Origin of the sequence: Gardnerella washingtoni, from assembly GCF_049262705.1 — a bacterium.
GTDB lineage: Bacteria > Actinomycetota > Actinomycetes > Actinomycetales > Bifidobacteriaceae > Bifidobacterium > Bifidobacterium vaginale_D.
Genome location: NZ_CP058398.1, coordinates 273,821 through 295,634, shown reverse-complemented (window position 1 = coordinate 295,634; position 21,814 = coordinate 273,821). Strand labels below are relative to the sequence as shown.

The window sequence follows — 21,814 nt, the reverse complement described above, 5'->3', positions numbered from 1 at the left end:
TTATAGTCTATAGCTTATAACCGCGGGACAATATTTCAGATACTACGTCACTACTTGTTGTTTCCTCACCCAAACGGTTTGGCTTACCAAGTCCATGCCAATCAGATCCACCAGTAACAAGCAAATCACATTTACGCGCCAAAGCAAGCAAACGACGGCGCTGATCTTGAGAATTTCCGCGATGATACACTTCTAACCCATCAAGACCATATTGAGCAAAAGAAATAATCTGATCATCCGAAAGTAGCACGCGGTTACGGCTAGGATCAGCTGGATGTGCAATAACAACCACGCCACCAGCGTGCTTAACAGCATCAATGACATCGCGCACATTCGGCGAAGGCGTAGGAATATAGTATGGACTTTGCGGAGAAACAGGACCAGCAAAAGCCTCGGAGCGCGTTTGGAACACACCAGCTTTTACTAGAGCATCAGCAATATGTGGTCGTCCAATTGTAGTCAAATCACCAAGCTTAGCTTGAGCTAAAACATCATCCCACGTAATAGGAAAATCACACGACATCTGTTCAACCATACGCTTTGTGCGTTCAAACCTACGCTTACGAGTCAACGCAAACATACTTACTATGCAATCATCCTGCGGATGATACTGATATGCGAGCATATGCACATAAACTCCAGCATCTTCCGCAGTAATTTCCGAACCAAACAGTGCTGGCATATTCACAGCATGAGCAGCTTGACGAAAATCATCCCAGCCGGCAGTAGTGTCGTGATCTGTAATAGCAACCCCTTGCAAACCAGCGATTTTAGCTTGCGTAACTAAATCAGTTGGTGTTGCAGTGCCATCAGAATACACAGTATGGCAGTGCAAATCCCAACGATGATGATCGTGCGAAAAGTGCGCGTACGTGTTGTTACTCGTTACAGTCATATAATTATCGTAGACTGTAGTCTGTAAAGCGTGTTACGTATAACGCAAAAGTAGGCAAATACATTAGTGAGGAGCAGTCATGCAGCAAAATGAAGTCGAAGAAAACTGCAAAACAACACTCCACGGCTGGAGGCACTCTGCAGTATGGACTTATGGCGTGATGCTATTTTTCTCTGCTGTAGCGCTCGTAACTTCGCTTATACTTTCTGCTGAAACCCTTGCTTTAGCGCGTGCTCCTAAAAAGCTCTTGAGTTGTGATTTTAACAGTGTAGTTTCCTGTTCGCGCGTAGCACAAACTTGGCAGGCAGAAATGGTGAAATTCGGCGAATTAAGCTTCCCAAACGCATTCTTTGGAATTGCCGCAGAAAGCGTGTTCGTAACACTTGCTGTTATTGGTATGATTCACGTACGTGTGCCGCGATGGTTTGCAATCTGCACTTGGCTTGGTGGCTTGTGCGCACTCGCCTACGCTTATTGGCTGTTTTCGCAATCTATGTTCGTGATTCACGCGTTGTGCCCGTGGTGCATTATGCTTATGTTCTCCACAACTGTGCAATTTATGGCGCTAACGCACGCAAGCGTAAGTTCACAAAAGTTGCTTGTTAAGCGTTTTAGCTTGGTTGAAAGCTACTACCGTTTGCGATACGACTTGCTCATAGACGCGCTTTGGGTTGCGGCATTGCTTACTTTGATTTTGTGCCAATATTCTAAAGTATTTTTTGGCTGAGTAAGAGCGATTTGTAACGCAAAATCTTAACGCAAGATCTTAACGCGAACTTTTTCCAACACAAGCTCTTCAGCACAAGCTCTTCGCAAGATTTTGCATGCGCTCGCTTGTATCCGAATTAGTAAGAGTTATGCTGCCTTCTTGAGAATCGCTTGCAAGCTCATTATTAAGTTCCAATATTTTGTGTAAATGGTTAATCGTACCCTCATTGCCGTCAACAATATTCGTGCGCACAGGCAAAAACTCACGGAAATAATCCCTATAAAACACAAAATGCGTGCAACCAAGCACAACCGAATCAATACTGTCTAAATCATACTCGTCGAAATACTTGTGAAGAGCAGCAAAAACTACATCACGATTATGAAGCTCCCCCCGCTCAACAATACGCACTAAGTCAGGGCAAGGCTGCGAAAAAATCGTGTTATCTTGCGAAAAACGTTGCAGCAAATCCGCAAACTTGCGCTCGCGAAGAGTAAGAGGAGTTGCCGCTACGATTACGCGCTGAGGCTTACCTTTGCCTAAATCACAAGCTAATTTAAGCGCCGGCTCCATACCTATGATAGGTATGCTGTAGTTCGCGCGCAAATCGTTCACAGCTGCAGAAGTGGCAGTATTGCAAGCAATTACGATGGCTTTTACATTTAGACTAACGAATCGCTCAACAATTGCGAAACTTAGCTTTTTAACTTCCTCAGGCGTTTTAATGCCGTATGGAGCGTTAGCAGAGTCGCCAAAATAAATGATTCGCTCGTGCGGAAGACTAGCATGCAACTGACGAGCTACGGAAATACCTCCAAGCCCCGAATCAAAAACGCCAATTGCTGCCGACGATGCCATAAACTACCTCCTAAAAACGCTTACTATCGTAATGGCGAGCCTCAACATATACAAGCGAAACAAAAACAAAAATACAAGCGAAGCAATAACAAAAAACGTGCCGACGTATTGAAATACACCGGCACGTTTTTGTTTAAGTTAGCTATATGTTTAGTTAGCTGTTAGTTGTGATTTACGCACGCTTAAGACTTACGCTAAGCTCAGTTGCGCTAGAATCAGCCTCAACAACCTCGAAGCTCGTAGCCAAAGTCTCCTCCGCAATCAAATCGCGGAACTGATTAACTTTAGCAACGTCCGCGCTAGGTACGCTCAAAGTCAAAGCGATTCGGTCAGTAACGTCCAAACCGTTCTCCTTGCGAGCATCCTGAACAGCGCGAATAGCGTCGCGAGCATAACCTTCCGCAAGCAAATCGTCCGTCAAAGCGGTGTCAAGCATAACGAAACCGCCAGTTGGCATTGCAGCAGAAGCCGTATTCGCAGCTGCTTGAGCATCCGAAGACTCAACGCGATTCACAAGCTCATACTCGCCCTCAACAAGCGCAACTTCGCCGTTTGGAGTCTGAACAACAGGAGCACCAGACTCGTCAACACGCCAATCGCCACTCTTAGAAGACTTAATAGCAAATTGCACTTGCTTACCCAAACGAGGACCAGCAGCGCGCGCATTCACCTTAAGCTCATGAACAATCTTCAAACCGTGAGAGCTTGCATCTTCCAAAGTGCAGAATGTAACGTTCTTCACGTTAAGCTCACGCTCAAGCACCTGCTCATAAGGCTCAACAGCAGCAGTATTTTCTGCAACAACCGTCAAGTTTGCCAACGGCTGGCGCACGCGCAACTGTTCCGCCTTACGCAACGAAAGCGCAGAAGACACAACCTCACGAACCTTATCCATAGCAGCAACCAAAGCATCGTCATGCGCAAGAACAGCACCAAGCTCGGTTACTTCGCCAACCTTAGGGTTCTTCTCGCCATCCGAAAGCATTTCAGGCTCTACCAAATAAGGCCAATCAGCCAAATGCACGGATTCTCCGCCGGTAAGACCGCGCCACACAGCCTCAGCTTCCATAGGAGCAAGAGGAGCAATCGTGCGCATGAACACTTCCAAAACCGTGTAAAGCGTGTTGAAAGCAGTTTCGTCTTCATTCCAGAAGCGGTCGCGACTGCCGCGAATATACCAATTCGTAAGCACGTCAATAAAATCGCCAACTGCCGCGCAAGCGTCACTAATAGCAAACTCGTTCAAGCACTTTTCAACGCGCTCAACAAGCAAACGCGTGCGAGCAAGCAAATAACGATCCATGTTGCAAAGTCCTGCAACCTCATCCGCACGAAGACGACGAGCATCGTAACCCTTGCCACCGTTTGCAGCATTCGCATACAAAGTGAAGAAGTAGTACGAGCTCCAAACTGGAAGCATAACCTGACGAACCGTATCCCTAATGCCGTCGGCAGTCACAATCAAATTGCCACCGCGCAAGATTGGCGAAGACATAAGGAACCAGCGCATAGCGTCCGAACCGTACTCGTTGAAAACGCCATTAACATCTGGGTAATTGCGCAAATGCTTACTCATCTTCTGGCCGTCGGAACCAAGCACGATGCCGTGGCAAATCACGTTCTTAAAAGCTGGGCGGTCGAAAAGCGCCGTAGCCATAATGTGAAGCGTGTAGAACCAACCGCGAGTCTGACCAATATACTCAACGATGTAATCGCATGGGAAGTGCTCTTCGAAGAAGTCCTTATTTTCAAACGGATAATGGAACTGTGCGAAAGGCATAGAACCAGACTCAAACCAGCAGTCGAGAACGTCCGTAATACGGTGCATTTGCGACTTTCCGGTAGGATCGTCTGGATTTGGACGGGTAAGGCGATCAATATATGGACGGTGCATATTCACATTGCCATCGTCATCGCGAGGATAATCGCCAAAATCAGCCTTAAGTTCTTCCAACGAACCGTACACGTCTACGCGAGGATACTTTGGATCGTCGCTCACCCACACTGGAATTGGCGAACCCCAGAAGCGGTTGCGGCTAATTGACCAGTCGCGAGCGTTAGAAAGCCACTTACCAAACTGGCCATCCTTAACGTTTCCAGGAATCCAATTAATCTCCTGATTGAGCTCAAGCAAACGCTTCTTAATCTTTGTAACAGACACAAACCAGCTAGAAACAGGCTTGTAAATAAGCGGAGTTGCGCAACGCCAGCAGTGAGGATAGCTGTGCACGTAGCTTTTTTCTTGGAACAGCAACGCGCGCTGATCTTCCGGCATTTGAGCAAGCGGACCGTCTCCTGCACGCAAGTTGCGCAAAATTGGCAAGTTCGCGTCGAAAACGTACAAGCCTTCGTAATCTGGGCAGTCGCTTGTAAACTTGCAGCCTGCGTCGAGCACGTCAACGCTGCGAATTTCGTGTGCGTTAAGCGTGTTCATATCGTCCTCGCCGTAAGGAGCCTGGTGAACAAGACCAGTACCTTCAGCGGTGTCGACATAATCTGCTGTGAAAATCGTAAAAGCGTTAGGACCAGGAGTGCCACCCTCTGCGAGCGCAGAATCGCTTGCAAAGTATGGGAATACTGGGTAGTAGCGCCAGCCAGCCATCTCAGCGCCCTTAAGTTCGCGCACAACCTCGTAGTTTTCGCCAAGTTCCTTAGCGTAGGAGCCGAGCAAAGGCTTGCCAATGTAGAACTTTTTGCCTGCGAACTTGCCTTCGGTTGGGCGAACTTCCACGTAGTCAATGTCTGCACCGACTACGATTGCAAAGTTGGTTGGCACAGTCCAAGGAGTAGTGGTCCAGAAGACTGCGTAAGCATCGTCTTCGTCGCGAAGCTTAACGGCGACGGAAACGGTAGTATCCTGGCGATTTTGGTAAACGTCCGCGTCCATACGAAGCTCGTGAGCGCTGAGCGGAGTCTGGTCCTTTGGGCAGTACGGAAGCACGCGGTAGCCCTTGTAAGCTAAGCCCTTATCGTAAAGCTGCTTAAATGCCCACATTACGGATTCCATGTATGGAATGTTCAGCGTTTTGTAGCCGCGCTCGAAATCAACCCAGCGAGCCTGACGATGCACGTAGTTTTGCCACTCTTTCGTGTACTTCAAAACGCTAGCACGGCAAGCGTCGTTGAACTTCGCGATGCCCATTTTTTCGATTTGCTCAACCGATTCGATGCCGAGTTCCTTCTGCGCTTCCAACTCTGCTGGAAGTCCGTGAGTATCCCAACCAAAAACGCGGTTTACTTTGCGGCCGCGCATAGTCTGATAGCGCGGAACAACGTCTTTTGCATAGCCTGTGAGAAGGTGACCGTAGTGAGGAAGACCGTTTGCGAATGGAGGGCCATCGAAGAACACGAACTCGTTTTGGCTACCCTTGCCGGACGGGCGGTATTCGATTGACTTGCGGAAAGTATTGTTTGCATCCCAGTATTGGAGAACGGATTCTTCAAGCTTTGGGAAAGAAGGATTTGGGGCAACTTGCGCGTCGGCGGTTGCTTGCGTTGATGCAGAAACACTTACCTTTGGATATACGTGATTTGCGGACGCGTTTGCTGCTGGATTAGTGGATTCGCTCACTGTGCTCTCCTCGCTCAACAGGGTGAATATTTCCCTGCGAGGACGACAGTTACTGCCGCGGTACCACCTCGCTTGCTATAAGATGATTACGTAACGTAAGTACGTAACGCAAGTACGAAACGCAAGTACGAAACGCAATCGAACTATTCTTATAGCCTCTCGTGTTTGGCTGTGCGGGCCAACCCCGTCGGTTCTAATAAGCGAGAATCTTACGAATCCTCGCCGTTCTTCCGAAAACTCCCCGCCGATAACGGATCAACGCTTAAGTTAGGAATAATCTAACACTATCCCCTAACATTAGCAACTTTGCTAATATAAATTGACATTTGTAGCTTTTAGACTACAATTATGTAAATGGAAATTATATCAAGTAATTTATTTGACACCTGGCTTAAAAAGCTTAAGGACAAACACGCGCAAAAGCGAATTTTATACGCAATTGCAAAATGTGAGGCACATGGACAAATGATTGGCGATATAAAATCCGTTGGTAATAAAGTAAGCGAAATGCGTTTTCATTTTGGAGCAGGATATCGTATTTATTACACACAAATCGGCTCACTTACAGTTTTTCTTTTAGCAGGCGGAGACAAATCAAGTCAATCTAGGGACATACATACAGCTCATAAATTGGCACAACAATTACACGAGGAACAATAAGATGGACAAGGTTACTTTTTCAACGTTTGATGCAAGTAAATACTTAGACACACAGGAAGCAATTGATGAATATCTTGCTATTGCACTAGAAGATGGAGATACTAAAACAGTCCAACTTGTTCTAAGAGATATAGCAAAAGCTCACGGAATGAGCAAACTAGCTCAAGAAACGAAACTTAATCGCGAATCACTGTACAAATCACTTTCTAAAGAAGGAAACCCATCATTTGCAACAATCTCAAAAATTTTAAAAGCACTCGGATTACACATGACACTTGCAGTGAATAAATAATAATCTGCTAATTAAATTCACAATCCCCCGCTATTAGATGCACAAAGAGCCAATCAATCGCTTGATTGGCTCTTCGCGAACCAGACACAGTCTGACTTCACCACATACTCGTTTTACAAAAGAAACTAATATTTGTCAAAAACAAGCAAACTATATACAGCGAACAACATCATTGCACAAATATAAACTGCACAACGTCCACACATAAAAGTGCCCCGGATCAGAATCGAACTGACGACACCCACTTTAGGAGAGTGGTGCTCTATCCACTGAGCTACCGAGGCAGTGTAGTTGATTGCAGCGCGCAACACGCAAAATGAAACACGCGCACGCATCCTGCAAAGCAACAAATGGCAATTATACACTAAGGCGTGTCACTGCGGCGCGCGCTAATCCTCAAGATTAGACTGCGTGCCGGCCGTAGCCGCTGTAGCTGACTGCTCCGCCTGTGCCGCGTCCAACTTGGCACGAACCGTGGCAAGCAAACCCTGCGCGCGCTTTGCCAACGCCTCGCCAATCTCCCACTGACGCATGGACTGGTCGAGCGTCAAACCACCAGCTTCCAGCGCCTGAACCGCCTGAACAAGCTTTTCGCAAGCCTCTTCATACGGCATCGCCTCAATCGCAGCGCGCTCTTCTTTCGTAAGAGTGCTTGCAAATTCTGCACTTTGCGCGCTTTCTGCACTTTCTGCGTTCTTAGTTTCTTTTTCGCTCATATCTAACCTTTCGTTGTATCTAAAATATCTAAAAATTTACTTACTTGACTTTACGGCAGCCACTTTTGTGCCAGTCACCTTGCCAAGAACCACGCCGCTTTTAAGCGTAACTGTCATATCGTCGCCAACTTTCGCTAACGAAGCGTCGTCCAGCACTCGCCCACCGCTGAGCTGCACAACAGCGTATCCGCGATTCAAAGTCGACTGCGGACTTAATGCAGTCAAGCTCGCGTGAGCCTTCTCAACAGTCAAGCTCGCATCGTCAAGAAGTCGCACCAAACCGTGGCGCATTCGCTCAATAGCCTGCTCAACCAATCGCTCGTGCGGCTCAAGCATAGTGCTCGGGCGCGTAAGGCTCGGGCGGTTCGCGTAACCCTCAACGAGGCGAATCTCATTATCGATGCGCGCAGAAATTCGCATGCGCATAGTTTGCAGCGCGTTATCAATAAGCTGCCACTGCTCGCGAACGTCCGGAACAACGCGCTTTGCAGCATCCGTAGGAGTTGAAGCGCGCATGTCTGCCGCCAAATCAATCAGCGTCCAATCGTCCTCGTGTCCGATTGCGGACACAATCGGCGTCACACACGCGGCCGTAGCGCGAACCACACCCTCGTCCGAAAAACCAATCAAATCCTCAAAACTGCCGCCACCGCGAGCAACGATAATAACGTCAACCTCCGGGTCCGCATCGAGCTGCTTAATTGCGGCAATAATATCCGCCGGGCACTGCACACCCTGCACGTGCGCGTGAACAACCTTGAAACGCGTAACAGGCCAGCGCAAATTCACGTTCGTAATAACATCGCCCTCCGCGCGCGCTTGAGGAGCACACACGAGTCCGATGCACTTAGGAAACTCCGGCAGTGGAATCTTATTTTCCGCGTCAAAAAGGCCTTCGCCTTTAAGCTTTTTACGCAACTCGTCAATTTGCGCTTTTAAGTCGCCGGCACCGACGCGGCGTATTTCGTCTGCAACGAAGCTTAAACGCGTAGCTTTTACCCAAATATCCGCCTTGCCGTGAACGACTACGCGGTCGCCCTGGCGAAGTTCGCGCGCCTGCTGCACGAAATTGCTGAAGCCCATTACGGAAATCGACACTTCTTCGTTGCTGTCGCGAAGAGTAATGTAGCCGGAAGAGGCGCGGCGCATGTTGATTTCGACGATTTGACCCTCGATCCACGCGGCTGGCCAGCGTTCTACGGCGCTGTGGAACTTTTGGCTTAAGACGGCAACAGGCCACGGGTTTTCGGCGGTTGTGTCGGCAGCTTTCAGAGGGAGCGGACGTGGCTGCGGCTGCGTAAGTGGTTGCTGTGTAAGTGGTTGCTGTGACTGCTGCATGAACGTTTGTGGCTGCTTCGACTGTTCAAGCTGCGCATCATCTTGAAATAATTGCGGCATCATATTTGACAAGGTCATACTTCAAGATTGACTGGAAAGAGGGACAAACACGCGCTGTTGCATGCGTTTTCGGAAGTATTAGATACGAAAAAACCCAAGCACGAAGCTTGGGTTTTGTTTGTGCCCCCTCAGGGATTCGAACCCTGGACACGCTGATTAAGAGTCAGCTGCTCTAACCAACTGAGCTAAAGGGGCGTTGGTTATCTCGGCTCGTTTCCGCGAACCGAGTAACTACTATACTCAGAATCCGGTTGAGCGCAAGCCGGCGTGTCGCATTAGAGTATCGAGAAGCAGCACAGCGCGCTTCTCGATACACTAATGCGGTAGCGCTTGCTCAATGTGGAAAGTCCAGTGGACTTTCCACGCAAGCGCGCACACGATTGTGCTTTCTTTATTATCTTAAGAAAGCACAATCTGACGACCAAAGAAGCTTTGCATCAAGCAAATCGATGCGGTAGCGACGACTCAATGCTGAAAGCACAGTGTGCTTTCAACGCAAGCGAGGTCTGCCTTCGTCTCGATTGACGAAGGCAGGGCGGGTTCGTGTGGTTGTGCTTTAGAAATTGGGTTGTGGTTGGTGTGCGCTGACGACCTGCTTGAGCGTAACACTCCAAACGCGAGGAAAGTTTCCGGCGTTTGGAGGGTTACGGAGGGCTGAGCACTCCAAACGTGAGAGAATCATCTCGCATTTGGAGGGTTATCTGTTGTGAATCGCTCCATTTACGAGGAGCTTACCCCACATTTGGAGGTCTACGACACGTTAAGCACTCCAAACACGCGCGCTAAACCGCAGCACTCAAGCAAATCGTCGTGCTTCTTTCAGCAGTAATCGAGTGAAGAAGATTTACAATTCTTGAAATCTCAACAGAGTCAAACTTAAGCAAATATTTATTCTTAGCACCATTAATAAAAAGTGCCCACACACTCATAAGAGCAGTGGGCACTTTTACCAGCCGTTAGCAACAACTAAACTTAGATTGATTAACAAAATCAAAACTCAATACTGAAATTGTTCAATATGCAAAATTCAATACTAAATTCAGTCATTTTTCATTTATTCACTCATTCTTAGCTTTTCAACTAATCACGAGTTATTTTTAGTTATATTATTTTATTTGCGAACAGCAGCATTAGAACCAGCATGCACCCTACGGTTACGCGCGGTGAATGTTATTGCACCACTTACCATCAGTACCAAGAAGGTCACAACTGCAGCAACAACGCCACTGCCAGTAACAGCTAACTTTGAAGTCAGTTCTTTTGCAGTTGCACGTTCAGCAGTCTGTTCCTTACTTGAAGTACCATCAACAGCACCAGCAGAATTGTTAGCACTGTTATTATCAGTAGCACCGTTAGTTTCAGACTGAATACTGTCGGACTTATTTGCAGTGGCAACATGAGCACTCTCATGATTCTCGCCACCTTCTGTAGTATCTAACTTCGACTCTGCAGAAGCATGGACAGAACCACTAGCATTCTTTCCTTTCTTAGTAAAGGAACGATTAGCAGCATGGTGCTGACGCACATGATCTGAATGACTGTGATCAGTGTGTTCTGGCTTCTTATCAGCCGGCTTAGATTCAGCTGATTTCTTCTCTACCGGCTTCTTCTCAGCTGGCTTCTTCTCAGCAGGTTTCTTCGGAGCAGGTTTAGATTCCGGCTTCTTATCAGCTGGCTTAGATTCCGGCTTCTTATCAGCAGGCTTCTTCGGAGCTGGCTTAGATTCAGCCGGCTTAGATTCAGCCGGCTTAGATTCAGCAGGCTTCTTCTCAGCTGGCTTCTTTTCAGTCGGCTTCTTTTCAGTCGGCTTCTTATCAGCTGGTTTAGATTCTGCTGGCTTCTTCCCAGCAGGCTTCTTTTCTACCGGCTTCTTTTCCACTGGCTTAGATTCCGGCTTCTTATCAGCTGGCTTCTTTTCAGTCGGCTTCTTTTCCACTGGCTTAGATTCCGGCTTCTTATCAGCAGGCTTCTTTTCAGTCGACTTCTTCTCAGCAGGCTTCTTCTCTACCGGCTTCTTATCAGCTGGCTTCTTTTCAGTCGGCTTCTTCTCAGCAGGCTTCTTCTCTACCGGCTTCTTCTCAGCAGGCTTCTTCGGAGCTGGTTTCTTCGGAGCTGGTTTCTTCGGAGCTGGTTTCTTCGGAGCTGGTTTCTTCTCAGCAGGCTTAGATTCCGGCTTCTTCTCAGCCGGCTTCTTACCAGCTGGTTTCTTCGGAGCTGGCATATTGTCAGACTGAGTATCGGCATCAGCAACGTGTGCAGCAAACACAGTCACTTCACCAGAAGCAAGCTGACTACCTCCAGCATCCATAAGTAGAATGGTATGCTTGCCAGTTAAACCAGCTGGAATCATAGCTTTGAAGTAGTACTTGCCGTTCTCATCAGCACGCACTGTTACATACTCATGACCATCTTCACCATTAAGTTGCTGAGGCGTAGAGTAGATGAATGCATACATGCGAGCATCTTTCTTAGCATTCTTCAAAGCTGCAGGTTTTCCAGAAACATACACGCTCTGTTCCTTGCCAGCAACAATTTCCTTAGTATCTAAAGCAATCAGATTCTTTGTGAATTTTACTGTAGAAGCAGGAGGCAGTGGAGCTGAATCCGTTTGAGTTGATTCATCCTTAGTTTCCGGCTTTTTTGGAGTTGGCTTTGGAGCAGGAGCTGGCTTCTTGCCTGGCTTGCTTGGCTTCTTACCCTTATGGTCACCCGGCTTGCCTGGCTTGCCTGGCTTGCCTGGTTTGCCTGGTTTACCTGGTTTGCTTGGCTTGCTTGGCTTACCTGGCTTACCCGGCTTGCTTGGCTTCTCACCCTCGTGACCACCCTTGTGATCACCCGGCTTCTCACCCGGCTTGCTTGGCTTCTCACCACCATCATGCTTCTTACTACGCTTCACAACAAATGTGTACGCAGTAGCATCAGCACTATTATCACTGGTATCGCTAGCAGTATTGCCAGCAAAATCAGTCGCCTCAATAGTAAGGGTGTGAGTACCATCAGCCAACTTTTCAGTCGGAATCTTCAACGTTAATGTTGTAGAATCTGGCTTATCTGGAGTTGGATTATCGTTGATGTTCTTCACATCAACTAAGGTGCTTTCAACAGTATTTACTGGAAGATAATTTTCCGTATACGCTACTGGACGACCATCAACCATAACGCGCAAAGACTTCAAATGATCATCTGTTGCTCGAACAGTGATTTCATGACCATCAGCAATCTCTTCACCTTCAACCAAACCAGCTTCAACTTTTGGATCCGTTTCATCAAGCACAACAGGAATCACACCGAGTAAATGAGATTCAACCTGATCACTTAAGTGCAGCAACAACTTGTCACCATCGTTTACTGGAATATCAGTTGAGAATTGGCGACGAGTTACTTCAGTACCATTCGTATCCAAAGTGTAGAAATCACCTACAGAATCATTATTAATTCGCAAAGTTTGACCGAAAGCATCATCCGACACATTGCCACTAAAGGTAACGGTATCGCGATTCGTAAATAACGTATGTCCGTACAACTTTGGCGTATCGAAACGTGCTGTTGGAGGCGTAATGTCGAAGTAGAAAGCTGCAGGAGTATCGATTACATTCGTTTCATCGTCTTCATCAGCATCTTCATCAGTTGCTTTTGTATTTACTTGCAAGCGGAAATCGTTGATTCCTGGATGCATCGGCAACTTTACGCTAAACTTGCCATTCTTAATATTCGCGCGCAATGGGTTTGGAGTTACGAACTTCTTGGTTTTAGCATCAATTCGCGTAGCTGGAGTGAACAGTACACTCGTTACATTAGCACCCACTTCACCTTGAGCAACAAAATAATTTTTGCCAATAACATCTGATCCATAAGCTTTCTTATGCACTAACCACGCATAAGAACCCATAGAACCGGCATTAGTAAGCACGAAATCTTTTGTCTGTGGAACTTCAGGCGCAGCAATTGCACGACCAGCAAGCGCTAGACCCATAGTAGTGCTATTTTCTGCGGAATCCGTAGCTACGAGCGTTACTGTCACAGCTTTAGCAGCAGGAGTAATCACTGTTTTGAAGCTACCATCTTTGCCAACAGTTACTACTTCTTCAGTTTCTTTACCAGCTGCAGCCGCCCCTGCTTGCTTTACATTTGCATTAATACTCGCTGTTGAAGTTGTATTAGCTCCAGAAACAGCTTGTGAAGGAGATGCAGTAGTATGAGGGGCACCTGAACCAGCAACAACATTAGCTGACGTAGTATTGTCAGCAGCTTTCTGATACTTCAACGTTAGTTTTACAGTATCTCCAGGAGTGTCCGTTACTTTACCAGCAACAGTTACTTTACCATCTGCGGCTACAGGCAAATTACCCTTGTTGTCAAGACCATTCATGGTAATGTTTGGAGCTTGCGCGTTGAACGTTAGCGTAAGTTTCTTATTACCAAGACGCTTATTTTCTGCATCGTACGCCTTAAACATCACAGTATTTTCGCCATTTTTCAGCGGCACAAACGCGTAGAAAGTATTCTCATCCTTGCGTTTTGCAGCATTCGTAACTTTCTGCTTTTTACCGTCCTTAGGAGTTACGTAAGCTTGTATAGATGCGACGTTATCGGTAAGGTATCCTTCGATGTAGAACTTGCCATTAATATTCGGGTTAGTTTTACTTTCTTCTAGAGCATTAGCTTTAATTTGGTGAGAAGTAAGAACTTTTTCATTTGGAATGATAATGTTCTTAGTCGGTATTTCTTCTTCCTTACCGTTTGCGTCTTTCTGAGTATGCTTCTTGAATACCTTCTTAACCTCAGTTGGGTTCATAGCATTGTCTCTAGCAAGTACATCTATATATGGCGCGTCAGTACCAATGTGGATAGGCTTGCACACTCGCGTACGAGTTGCTTCATTCAACGGACATTGAGTGTCTTCATCACCATAGTTCAAAGCATCTTTTACACCAGGAAGATGAATAGTTGGTACGCCAGGATCAGGGCTTAAGTCATCACTAATAACAATCTTCACATTGCCTTTAGCATCACGATCAGATACTGTGACTTTAGGTCCATGATTATCGATTGCTACCTTCATATCGTAAGTTTGCCAATCAAACTTATCTCCTAAGCGAGCCTGAATGCGATACGTATACCATCCATCAGGAAGAATGTCAAACCTACTTGTTTTTGGATTCCACACAGACCCGTCGAAATTTCCAGCTAAACCGTCGGTTGCACTAGCATCAGAGATAGTAGAACGATTTACATTGTGTTCTGTTCCAAGAACAATCTTAGTTTTATGATGAGAATCCAACACAGAATACTTTATGTCGGACGCACCACGGAACATAGCCATAGATGGCACAACGTAATCCATCCACCCATCTTGATTTGCAGGTGAAAATTCGCCAAGTACATACGGCTTCGTTTCATTATTGACTGGAAGTTTGCCCATACTGCCTGCTACAGAAAGCAACGATGTCGTAAGATCACTATGATTTGCACCATAGCTTTCTCCCGGCTTTACCATAATTGGTTCAGCATTCCAATCGCCTACGAAACCGAGGTATGGCACAGCAACATCTGGCTGAGTATTGCTCAGCGATTCAAAACGCACCCAACCTTCAATATAATGATTGCCTTGAGAACAATCTGGGCTTAACGTAAACTTCACATCAGCGGTTTTACCAGGCTTTACTGTAACTGTACGCGTTTGTGATTGCAACGTTTCAGTATCACTAATAGAGGTTACTGTCTTTTGATTAACCTCATTAGACTCATTGACAACATCTTGATCTGGGACAGCAAATTTTACTGGATTCTTACCATAATTATGTAAAGTAACTGTAAACTTGCGATCAGCATTCACGTTTCTAAGAGCCACGTACGAATTGCCGTCAACTGTTGCAATCACGTTAGTAGCAACAGCTTTATCAACCTGCGCTAAACCTGCGCCAATCTGACGAGGAGCATACGGAATCTGCTTACTATCTGCAGAATCTTTACGTCCAATCATCGTCGCAGTATTCATCAACGATTGCTCAACACGCTTAATCATCTCAGACTTTTTAAGTTTTGGAAAACGCTTTTTGTAGCTTTCCATCACTAAAGCAGAAAGACCTGAAACGTTTGGAGCAGCCATAGAAGTGCCGGACATGCTCGTGTATTTATTGCCATTCTGCGTAGACCACACGTTGCCACCAATGCCAGCAATATGAGGTTTGAAATCAAGCTCTGGCGTTGGTCCCCAAGAGGTGAAGGTTGAAGGCTTACCATTATCTGGATTAACAATAGTAGTGAATTGGTCCGTGAAAGCTATCTTTACTTTCTCGCCGCTATGCAAAGCAGCAAGAATTTGCAAGGCATAAGAACGAGGGATGGACGCACCAAAGCAATCCTTGATTTTCTCCAATCCGCCCATTCCAATAAACATGGATGAATCTTTGTCGTGATTATAAACAATCACACCCTTAGCGCCTTTAGCAATAGCATTCTTAAACTTTTCCGTAAAAGTAATGCCACCACGTTCTACAAGAGCATACTTATCTTTAAGATCAAGATTTTTTACATCGTCGACAGTAGCTTTTTTAGCATCCACAAGTTCATGCTGAGATACTGCGTCTATTAAAGAACCAATGGCAAGATTGTATGGCACTGCGTGAGATTTGCCATCTTTCCCTGTCCAGTTTGCTGCTTGCTGCGTAATGTTGGAATTTTCAACAGAAGCAACGCTGAAAGCGGAAGGATAAGAAGATGGCGAACCGAGAGTAGCATCATCCCACTTGCCAAGCGCATCATCCTCACCGCCGGAAGGGGAAAAGTTCAAGCCAGAGTTTCCAGCAGAAATCACTGGTAGTGAACCAGCTTCGCGAGCCTTTTTAAGTGCAATTGAAGTGGCATTAGAAGTTCCAGCAAAACCATTAGTTGAACCGAGAGACATGTTGATAATATCGGCGCCAAGTTTTACAGAATCTTCGATTGCAGCAACAATATCAACATCGCGAGCGCCATGTGCCTCAGGATTATTTGAGAACACTTTCATAGCAAGCAGCTGAGCGTTTGGAGCTACACCATCAACGCGATGATGTTCTGAAGCAGGAGAATCCTGTTCATCACCATTTGCAGCAACAATACCAGCCACATGCATACCGTGCTGTTCTGCACCAGAGTCTGTGAAGTTGTCGTTTTCATCGGCGTAATTGAAACCTGCAGGAACTTTGTCAGTAGTGTTGCCTTTACCTGTTGGTTGTAATCGAAGATGTTGCTTAGCTGAAGCATCAAGCTTCATATCTTGGTGAGTTGGATCTATGCCGGTATCGATGATGGAGACCAGCATGCCAGTTCCATCGAGATGATACTTTTTAAACGCAGTTTGTACACCTTGCAAATTACGTGCAGTATTTTCCATTGGATAATACAAGCGTTCTTTTGCAACAGAAACTACACCTGGCTCCTTTCGCAAAGCCTGAATATGATTTTCAGGAAGAGTAGCTTCAAAAGCGTTCAACAAGTAGCCAACTTGACGACGAACTGTCATATTGTATTTTGACTGTACTCGATTAATAAAATCTTTCTGCTCTTGAATATTGGCTTTTTCACTAACTTCAGTACGGTCAGGATGATAATTTTTCATCGTAACAATAACAGTTACTGGTTCAGAAGAGGCAACTTTTTTATTTGCATTCTGACTGCTGTTATGATATTTTTCTACCGCTTTAGCAAGCGTTGGATTAATGTGACGCAGCTGTTCTGGGGAAAAATTCGTACTTTTGCGCGTTTTGGCAGACGCTGCAGTGAATTCTGTGCCTGATGTTTCTTCAGCAAACGCTGGGGAAACATCAGCAAGTGGCACTAGAAGCGTAGCGGCTGCTACGCTTAATGCCGCTAAACGAGTCAGATATGACGTTCGTTTGAACTTCATAAACATACTCTCCTTCAAAATGGTGGTTAACTACCCAGTGAAAATTGCTTGTAGATAATTCACAAGAAAATGTTGGGAATGGCCCCAAATTCTGCAAGTGGAATTTTCTTGGAAACCTTGTGCAATATATGCAAAATTTCCAGCACAATTTCATCTATAGGTGTAAATATTTTTGTTACGCTCATTTAAGGCATTTCCGCTAAATATCACACGGAAGATATACCCCCTCCCCATATGAATCGACAGATAATGCCGCTTTTCAGCAGATGCAACAAAAATATTTTTCACAAACTTTAGCACTGCTTGAGCCAGAAACAATTCCAAAAAAATTGCGTTTTCACAAACAAAAATGTGAGGAAAATCACATTTTTATATAAAAAATGGCTTAATTTAGCCCTTTTTATACAAATATTTTCTGTGATGTTAACATAGAAAAAATTCTGTATTAACATATAATTTACATGGGGCTTGAGAAAAAATGCACAATGTTACTATTTTTTAAGAAATTTAGAGCTAATTACCAACAAATGTTGGTGCGCCTCGCAACTTGAACCGTAAATTTTCAGATAACCGACGATAGATGCAAACGGCAGAAAATCTACACAGTGAGAACGTTACCCCCACATTTGGAGGGTTACGAAGGGCTTGGCACTCCAAACGTGGGGAACCTATCCGGCGTTTGTTTTTCTGCGCGAGCAACGATAAAACACCGATATTCGTTAATTATGCAGTCGACGTACTGCGCGAGTAACGCTCAATGCTGTTTTTTCGTTATTGGCGCAGATGGCGCTCGCGCTCAATGCTGCCGCTCAAGCACGTCGTCACGCACGCCAAGTCCACAAACGCGAGGAAACGCGCGCAATACTGCGCTCAGGCAGATCGTTCGCGCAACTTACGCATCTGCTTTAATCCTGCTTACTCATCAATTTACTTCATTAGTTCCAAATATTTATTAGCAGCTTTACGTATTTTTGCTGGATCAATCCATCCAGTCGTAAACGATTCATTAACCGCATGAAGTAGCGTAAACAGTGCGTTTGTAAGATTTCTCTTTCCCTTAGCTATGTTGTATAAATTATCAAAATGAGCTGCTTTATTTCTAATCTCTTTGATGTAAATAAGATTTTTTGCTATTACTTTCCTATCCCCATCGTCATCTTTATTCATTTTTGAGTAGTTCACAAATGGGAACGCATTGCATACAGCATCTTTCCAAAGTTTTTGCTGAATGCGATTGCTATTTTTTGTTTCCGAAGATCCAACAAGCTTTACCCATGTTCCCCACATGAGTTTAGATAAAATGTCATCATGATTTACGCTTCCACCATCATGCGAGTGAACTGCAATTTCTCTCGCTTGCTTGATTTGATTTTCAATCAAATCTTTAACCAAATCTGGCGTATAAAGAGGATTAGTCCATTCCTCATTCTGCTTTTCTTTCAACGCAAGTTTGCGAAGCTCTAAATCAATTGAATTACGCACGCATATTTCTACGTATCCAATTTGCTCATGTAATATTCCTGCTAATTCATGATTCGATTTGCATATAAGCATAGCTGTGCCTAAATCATTATTTGCATCGCGCATATAACGATTAAATCTAGCCACGCCACAAAATTGTTGCGCTTCTTGCAGAGTAAAAAATATTAGCAGACATGAAAATATTGTACATTTAGTTTGAATTTGACACGAAAATATAATACGACAAATGCAAATTCTCAGGGAATATGATAGACTCTAACTTACCTGTGTAGGTTGCTCCTACACGTGATTTCATTGAGCTCTTGTTCGTTAAAAATCGTTCTTTAAGGACAAGAGCTCAGTTGTTTTTGGATGGAAGATTTTGCTAAACGTAGGTTTGTGCGGCGCTCCAAACGGGGTTATAGGCCAAAAGTGTGTAAAGCTAAGCTGATGAATATTCTGTGGCATAAGCCACAGACTCAACACTGTTACTAACTCAGTTAGCTATCTGAGGAAATAACGGTAATCACTCAAACACTGTTAAAAACTCAGTCAAGTATCTGAGAAAGTAACGGTTGTATGTTACTGGTGCAGTACGTAATCTGCGTTAATAACGAATAAGCGGGGTTATACGTTCTTCGCGCAGTACGTAATCTGCGCTAGTAACAGCGTTTGACGATGTATTGTTATATTCAGCTAATACATACTTGGAATGCCGCTTAGCATAAGAAATAGCCCACATTCGATATGCTGCGAGCCTTACTGCCGTAAGGGTTATGAGCTGATTTTTTACACAGTTTTTGTCCAGGTGGCGAATGTGCAGCAGACAGATTCGATTACCGCAAAACACTTGTATTACAATGCGTGAGACATGATTTCTTACACACTTTTTGGCCTATAACCCCCAAACGCGAGAGAATCATCTCGCATTTGGAGGGTTTGGGGTTGTGCAGCACTCCAAACGCGGGGAAAGCTTCTCACGTTTGGAGCGTTGACACTACTTTTGCGCTCCAAGCGCGCGCAATGCTGCGCTCAGGCAGATCGTTCGCGCAATTTTCGCAGCACACTACGCGACACCGCCAGCAGATGCTTGCCGCGCACATCAAGCTCCCCACGCTTCTTACGCACAGCTGCCATAATCATCGTCGTCAAAACAGTAATCGTTAGAATCATAGCGAGCACGAACAGCGTCATCCACAGAGGCCACTGCACACGATCTTCCGGCGCCTTCACCGGATCCGGCAGCACGCGATAACCAGTCACCAGCAACCTATGTGAGTTCACGCCATACGGGGTACACGTAAGCAGCGTCGCCAAATCACGCCCCTTCTCGCGCTGCAGCAAACTAATATCATGCGGTTCCACTACGCTAATACGGAATACCTTATAGCGCAAAGTCTCACCTTGCACATCAAAGTAGAAGAAATCACCCTTCTTCAAATCCACCAAATCATCAAACATAGTCGCGTCAGCAAGCCCAGTATGCGCTGTAATAACCGTATGACGATTCTTACCACCCACCGGCAAATCCGTACCATACAAATGGCCGGCGCCGCGCGCCAAAACCTCCTGCGAACTACCGTGGTAAATCGGTAGCTTCACGCCAATCTTCGGGATTTTTACGATGCCCATAATGCCCATAGGCTCATCCAGTTGCTTCACGTACTCCTTATATTCCGGCGTTTTCATGTAATCAGTAGTGCCGTTATAAGGATCCGCGGTAATAATCGCCTTATGACGCGCATTGTAACGCCGAGCAGCACGCAAATGAGCACGACGCACATCACCAGCTTGATCGTGATTATACTTATCGTAAGCTGCAGAAATTTCCTTAGAAACGCGATTATTCCAAAGCGTAGAACACACCGGATACGCAAAGCACAACAAACCGGCGAGCACAAATGCAATAGGCTCAATGATGCGGCGGAGCTTAGATTTTTGCTGAGATTTGTGATTGCTTACGGCGGATTTTGCTTCGGTTGCGTGGGTTTCAGTTGCGGGTGATTCGGTTAAGTTAGTTTGGGTTGCGGTTGATTCGGTTGCAGGTGATGCGGTTAAGTTGGTTTGGGTTGCGTTGGTTTGGTTTTTGAAAAGCTTGTTTTGGGAGATTTTGTTGAGGAAAGCATATACTTTCGTAACGGCGCTGTTTAATTTCATGCTTCCTCGTTTCGTTGGATAATTTGGCTTAGATTGGTTAGGTTATTTTGTTTAGTTTATTTTTTCTTTAGATATTCTTGCGTATCGTCTATGAGTTTTGTCTGATGTGTTTGGTTTTTAGTGTTGTGAGGTCAAGAAAATTTCAGCATCGTGCGTTCCGTCGCTGCGCTCCTCTTTTAGCACTCTGCTCGAAATTTTCTTGACCTCTACTTCGCTAATCTCTAACACAAAACTCATAGACTTGTTAAGTTTGTTGCGTAAGTGCGTGGTTTGCTTAGTGCAACTAAAGTCGCATAACTAAGCTTCGGGTGGGTGCGTGGTTGAGTGGGTTTGGCTTGGCGTGCGCAGCAGCTCGGATGTTAGTGTTCGCTAATCAATAAATACTCAGCGTCTGCAGAGCATGAATGTTAAAGTTCCATGAATCAACAAGTACTCAGCGTTAGCAAAGCGCTACTGCAAAGCTACAGAATCAACGTTTGCAGAAGCGCTACTGCAAAGCTACAAAAGCAACGTCTGCATTTAGCGTAAAAAATCTCAAATCTCTACCACACTAATATTCATACAGTTAAAGTTATTCCTACAGTTAAAGTATGCAATCGTGCGATAAGACTTTCGCCGCGTACCTTAGCGATTAAATCTTATTGAATGACTAATAGAATTAAATATGCTTATTCTCTTTGGGTTAGAATGTTCTCCAATAGTTATTTCATCAAACTCTTTACTATCGTCTAAATTCTTAAGTGTTTCTTCAACAAGCTTCATTTTTTCATATGAAGTATTTGCTGTACGCAAGAAAATTGCTTGAACCACTAAAATAATTATAAAAATTATGGCAAGCGCCCATAATCCAATATAGTTCTTAATATTTTCAGGAAGAACCTTACCAACTAACAACGTAATAAATGCAGCAAAGAGGGATACTATATATCCTGAAGCAAAGCCATTCCAAACATTGTAGCTAAATCTTACTTTTCTAAGTTCTGCTTTTAATTTTCTCTCTGCTACATCTCGTTTGTTGTGGAGCATTACTTTTACCGTATGTATACGATAATAATCGATTCTTGTTCTTATGGAACATATTCCTTTCCACCAAGAAACTTTATCTTCATCTGGATCTTCGTTTGACATAGCAACTTCTTCTCTATAAAGGGTTAATTGTTATTGATTAAAGTTTTTTCTGAACTGAAAAAAGAAAGAATAAGACAGCAG

General features: G+C 45.1%; 13 protein-coding genes and 2 tRNA genes. 3 read left to right on the top strand and 12 right to left on the bottom strand.

The window, feature by feature from the left end:
- Positions 1–7: 7 nt before the first annotated feature.
- Positions 8–895, bottom strand: coding sequence for a PHP domain-containing protein (locus HXT28_RS00910; protein ID WP_032814550.1), 888 nt, complete (start codon positions 893–895; stop codon positions 8–10).
- 79 nt (positions 896–974) lie between these two features.
- Between HXT28_RS00910 and HXT28_RS00905 the strand changes: the two genes are divergently transcribed.
- Positions 975–1,622, top strand: coding sequence for a vitamin K epoxide reductase family protein (locus HXT28_RS00905; protein WP_016636956.1), 648 nt, complete (start codon positions 975–977; stop codon positions 1,620–1,622).
- A 69-nt stretch (positions 1,623–1,691) separates the two neighbouring features.
- Here HXT28_RS00905 and murI read toward each other — a convergent pair whose 3' ends face one another.
- Together murI and ileS are read right to left on the bottom strand one after the other, a co-directional pair.
- Positions 1,692–2,462 (bottom strand): glutamate racemase, encoded by a 771-nt coding sequence (gene murI, locus HXT28_RS00900; RefSeq protein WP_064347248.1) that lies wholly within the window; start codon positions 2,460–2,462, stop codon positions 1,692–1,694.
- 172 nt (positions 2,463–2,634) lie between these two features.
- The gene (gene ileS / locus HXT28_RS00895) at positions 2,635–6,033 is read right to left on the bottom strand and encodes a mupirocin-resistant isoleucine--tRNA ligase (RefSeq protein ID WP_422113509.1); all 3,399 of its coding nucleotides are present in this window, start codon (positions 6,031–6,033) and stop codon (positions 2,635–2,637) included.
- 354 nt (positions 6,034–6,387) lie between these two features.
- Between ileS and HXT28_RS00890 the strand changes: the two genes are divergently transcribed.
- Entirely contained in the window at positions 6,388–6,693 is a 306-nt protein-coding gene (locus HXT28_RS00890) for a type II toxin-antitoxin system RelE/ParE family toxin (protein ID WP_016636960.1), read from the top strand.
- 1 nt (position 6,694) lies between these two features.
- On the top strand, positions 6,695–6,985 hold the full coding sequence (locus HXT28_RS00885; protein ID WP_016636961.1) for an addiction module antidote protein: 291 nt from the start codon (positions 6,695–6,697) through the stop codon (positions 6,983–6,985).
- 211 nt (positions 6,986–7,196) lie between these two features.
- Here HXT28_RS00885 and HXT28_RS00880 read toward each other — a convergent pair.
- The 9 genes from HXT28_RS00880 to HXT28_RS00840 all read right to left on the bottom strand — a co-directional run bounded on the left by HXT28_RS00880 (position 7,197) and on the right by HXT28_RS00840 (position 21,733).
- A tRNA-Arg gene (locus HXT28_RS00880) sits at positions 7,197–7,269 on the bottom strand.
- A 105-nt stretch (positions 7,270–7,374) separates the two neighbouring features.
- Complete coding sequence (xseB, locus tag HXT28_RS00875) at positions 7,375–7,701, bottom strand: exodeoxyribonuclease VII small subunit (RefSeq protein ID WP_422113508.1); 327 nt, start codon at positions 7,699–7,701, stop codon at positions 7,375–7,377.
- A gap of 36 nt (positions 7,702–7,737) precedes the next feature.
- Positions 7,738–9,102: an exodeoxyribonuclease VII large subunit gene (xseA, locus tag HXT28_RS00870; protein WP_422113676.1), complete on the bottom strand. Its 1,365-nt coding sequence runs from the start codon at positions 9,100–9,102 to the stop codon at positions 7,738–7,740.
- Positions 9,103–9,220: 118 nt separating this feature from the next.
- Positions 9,221–9,294: transfer RNA gene (locus HXT28_RS00865), tRNA-Lys, on the bottom strand.
- A 587-nt stretch (positions 9,295–9,881) separates the two neighbouring features.
- Positions 9,882–10,028, bottom strand: a complete 147-nt coding sequence (locus HXT28_RS00860) for a hypothetical protein (RefSeq protein ID WP_196227894.1) — start codon at positions 10,026–10,028, stop codon at positions 9,882–9,884.
- Between the two features lie 182 nt (positions 10,029–10,210).
- Positions 10,211–16,987: a S8 family serine peptidase gene (locus HXT28_RS00855; protein ID WP_422113507.1), complete on the bottom strand. Its 6,777-nt coding sequence runs from the start codon at positions 16,985–16,987 to the stop codon at positions 10,211–10,213.
- A gap of 927 nt (positions 16,988–17,914) precedes the next feature.
- Positions 17,915–18,595: an Abi family protein gene (locus tag HXT28_RS00850; protein WP_422113506.1), complete on the bottom strand. Its 681-nt coding sequence runs from the start codon at positions 18,593–18,595 to the stop codon at positions 17,915–17,917.
- A gap of 885 nt (positions 18,596–19,480) precedes the next feature.
- Entirely contained in the window at positions 19,481–20,605 is a 1,125-nt protein-coding gene (locus tag HXT28_RS00845) for a class C sortase (RefSeq protein WP_422113505.1), read from the bottom strand.
- Positions 20,606–21,229: 624 nt separating this feature from the next.
- Entirely contained in the window at positions 21,230–21,733 is a 504-nt protein-coding gene (locus tag HXT28_RS00840; RefSeq protein ID WP_064347168.1) for a hypothetical protein, read from the bottom strand.
- Positions 21,734–21,814 lie beyond the last annotated feature (81 nt).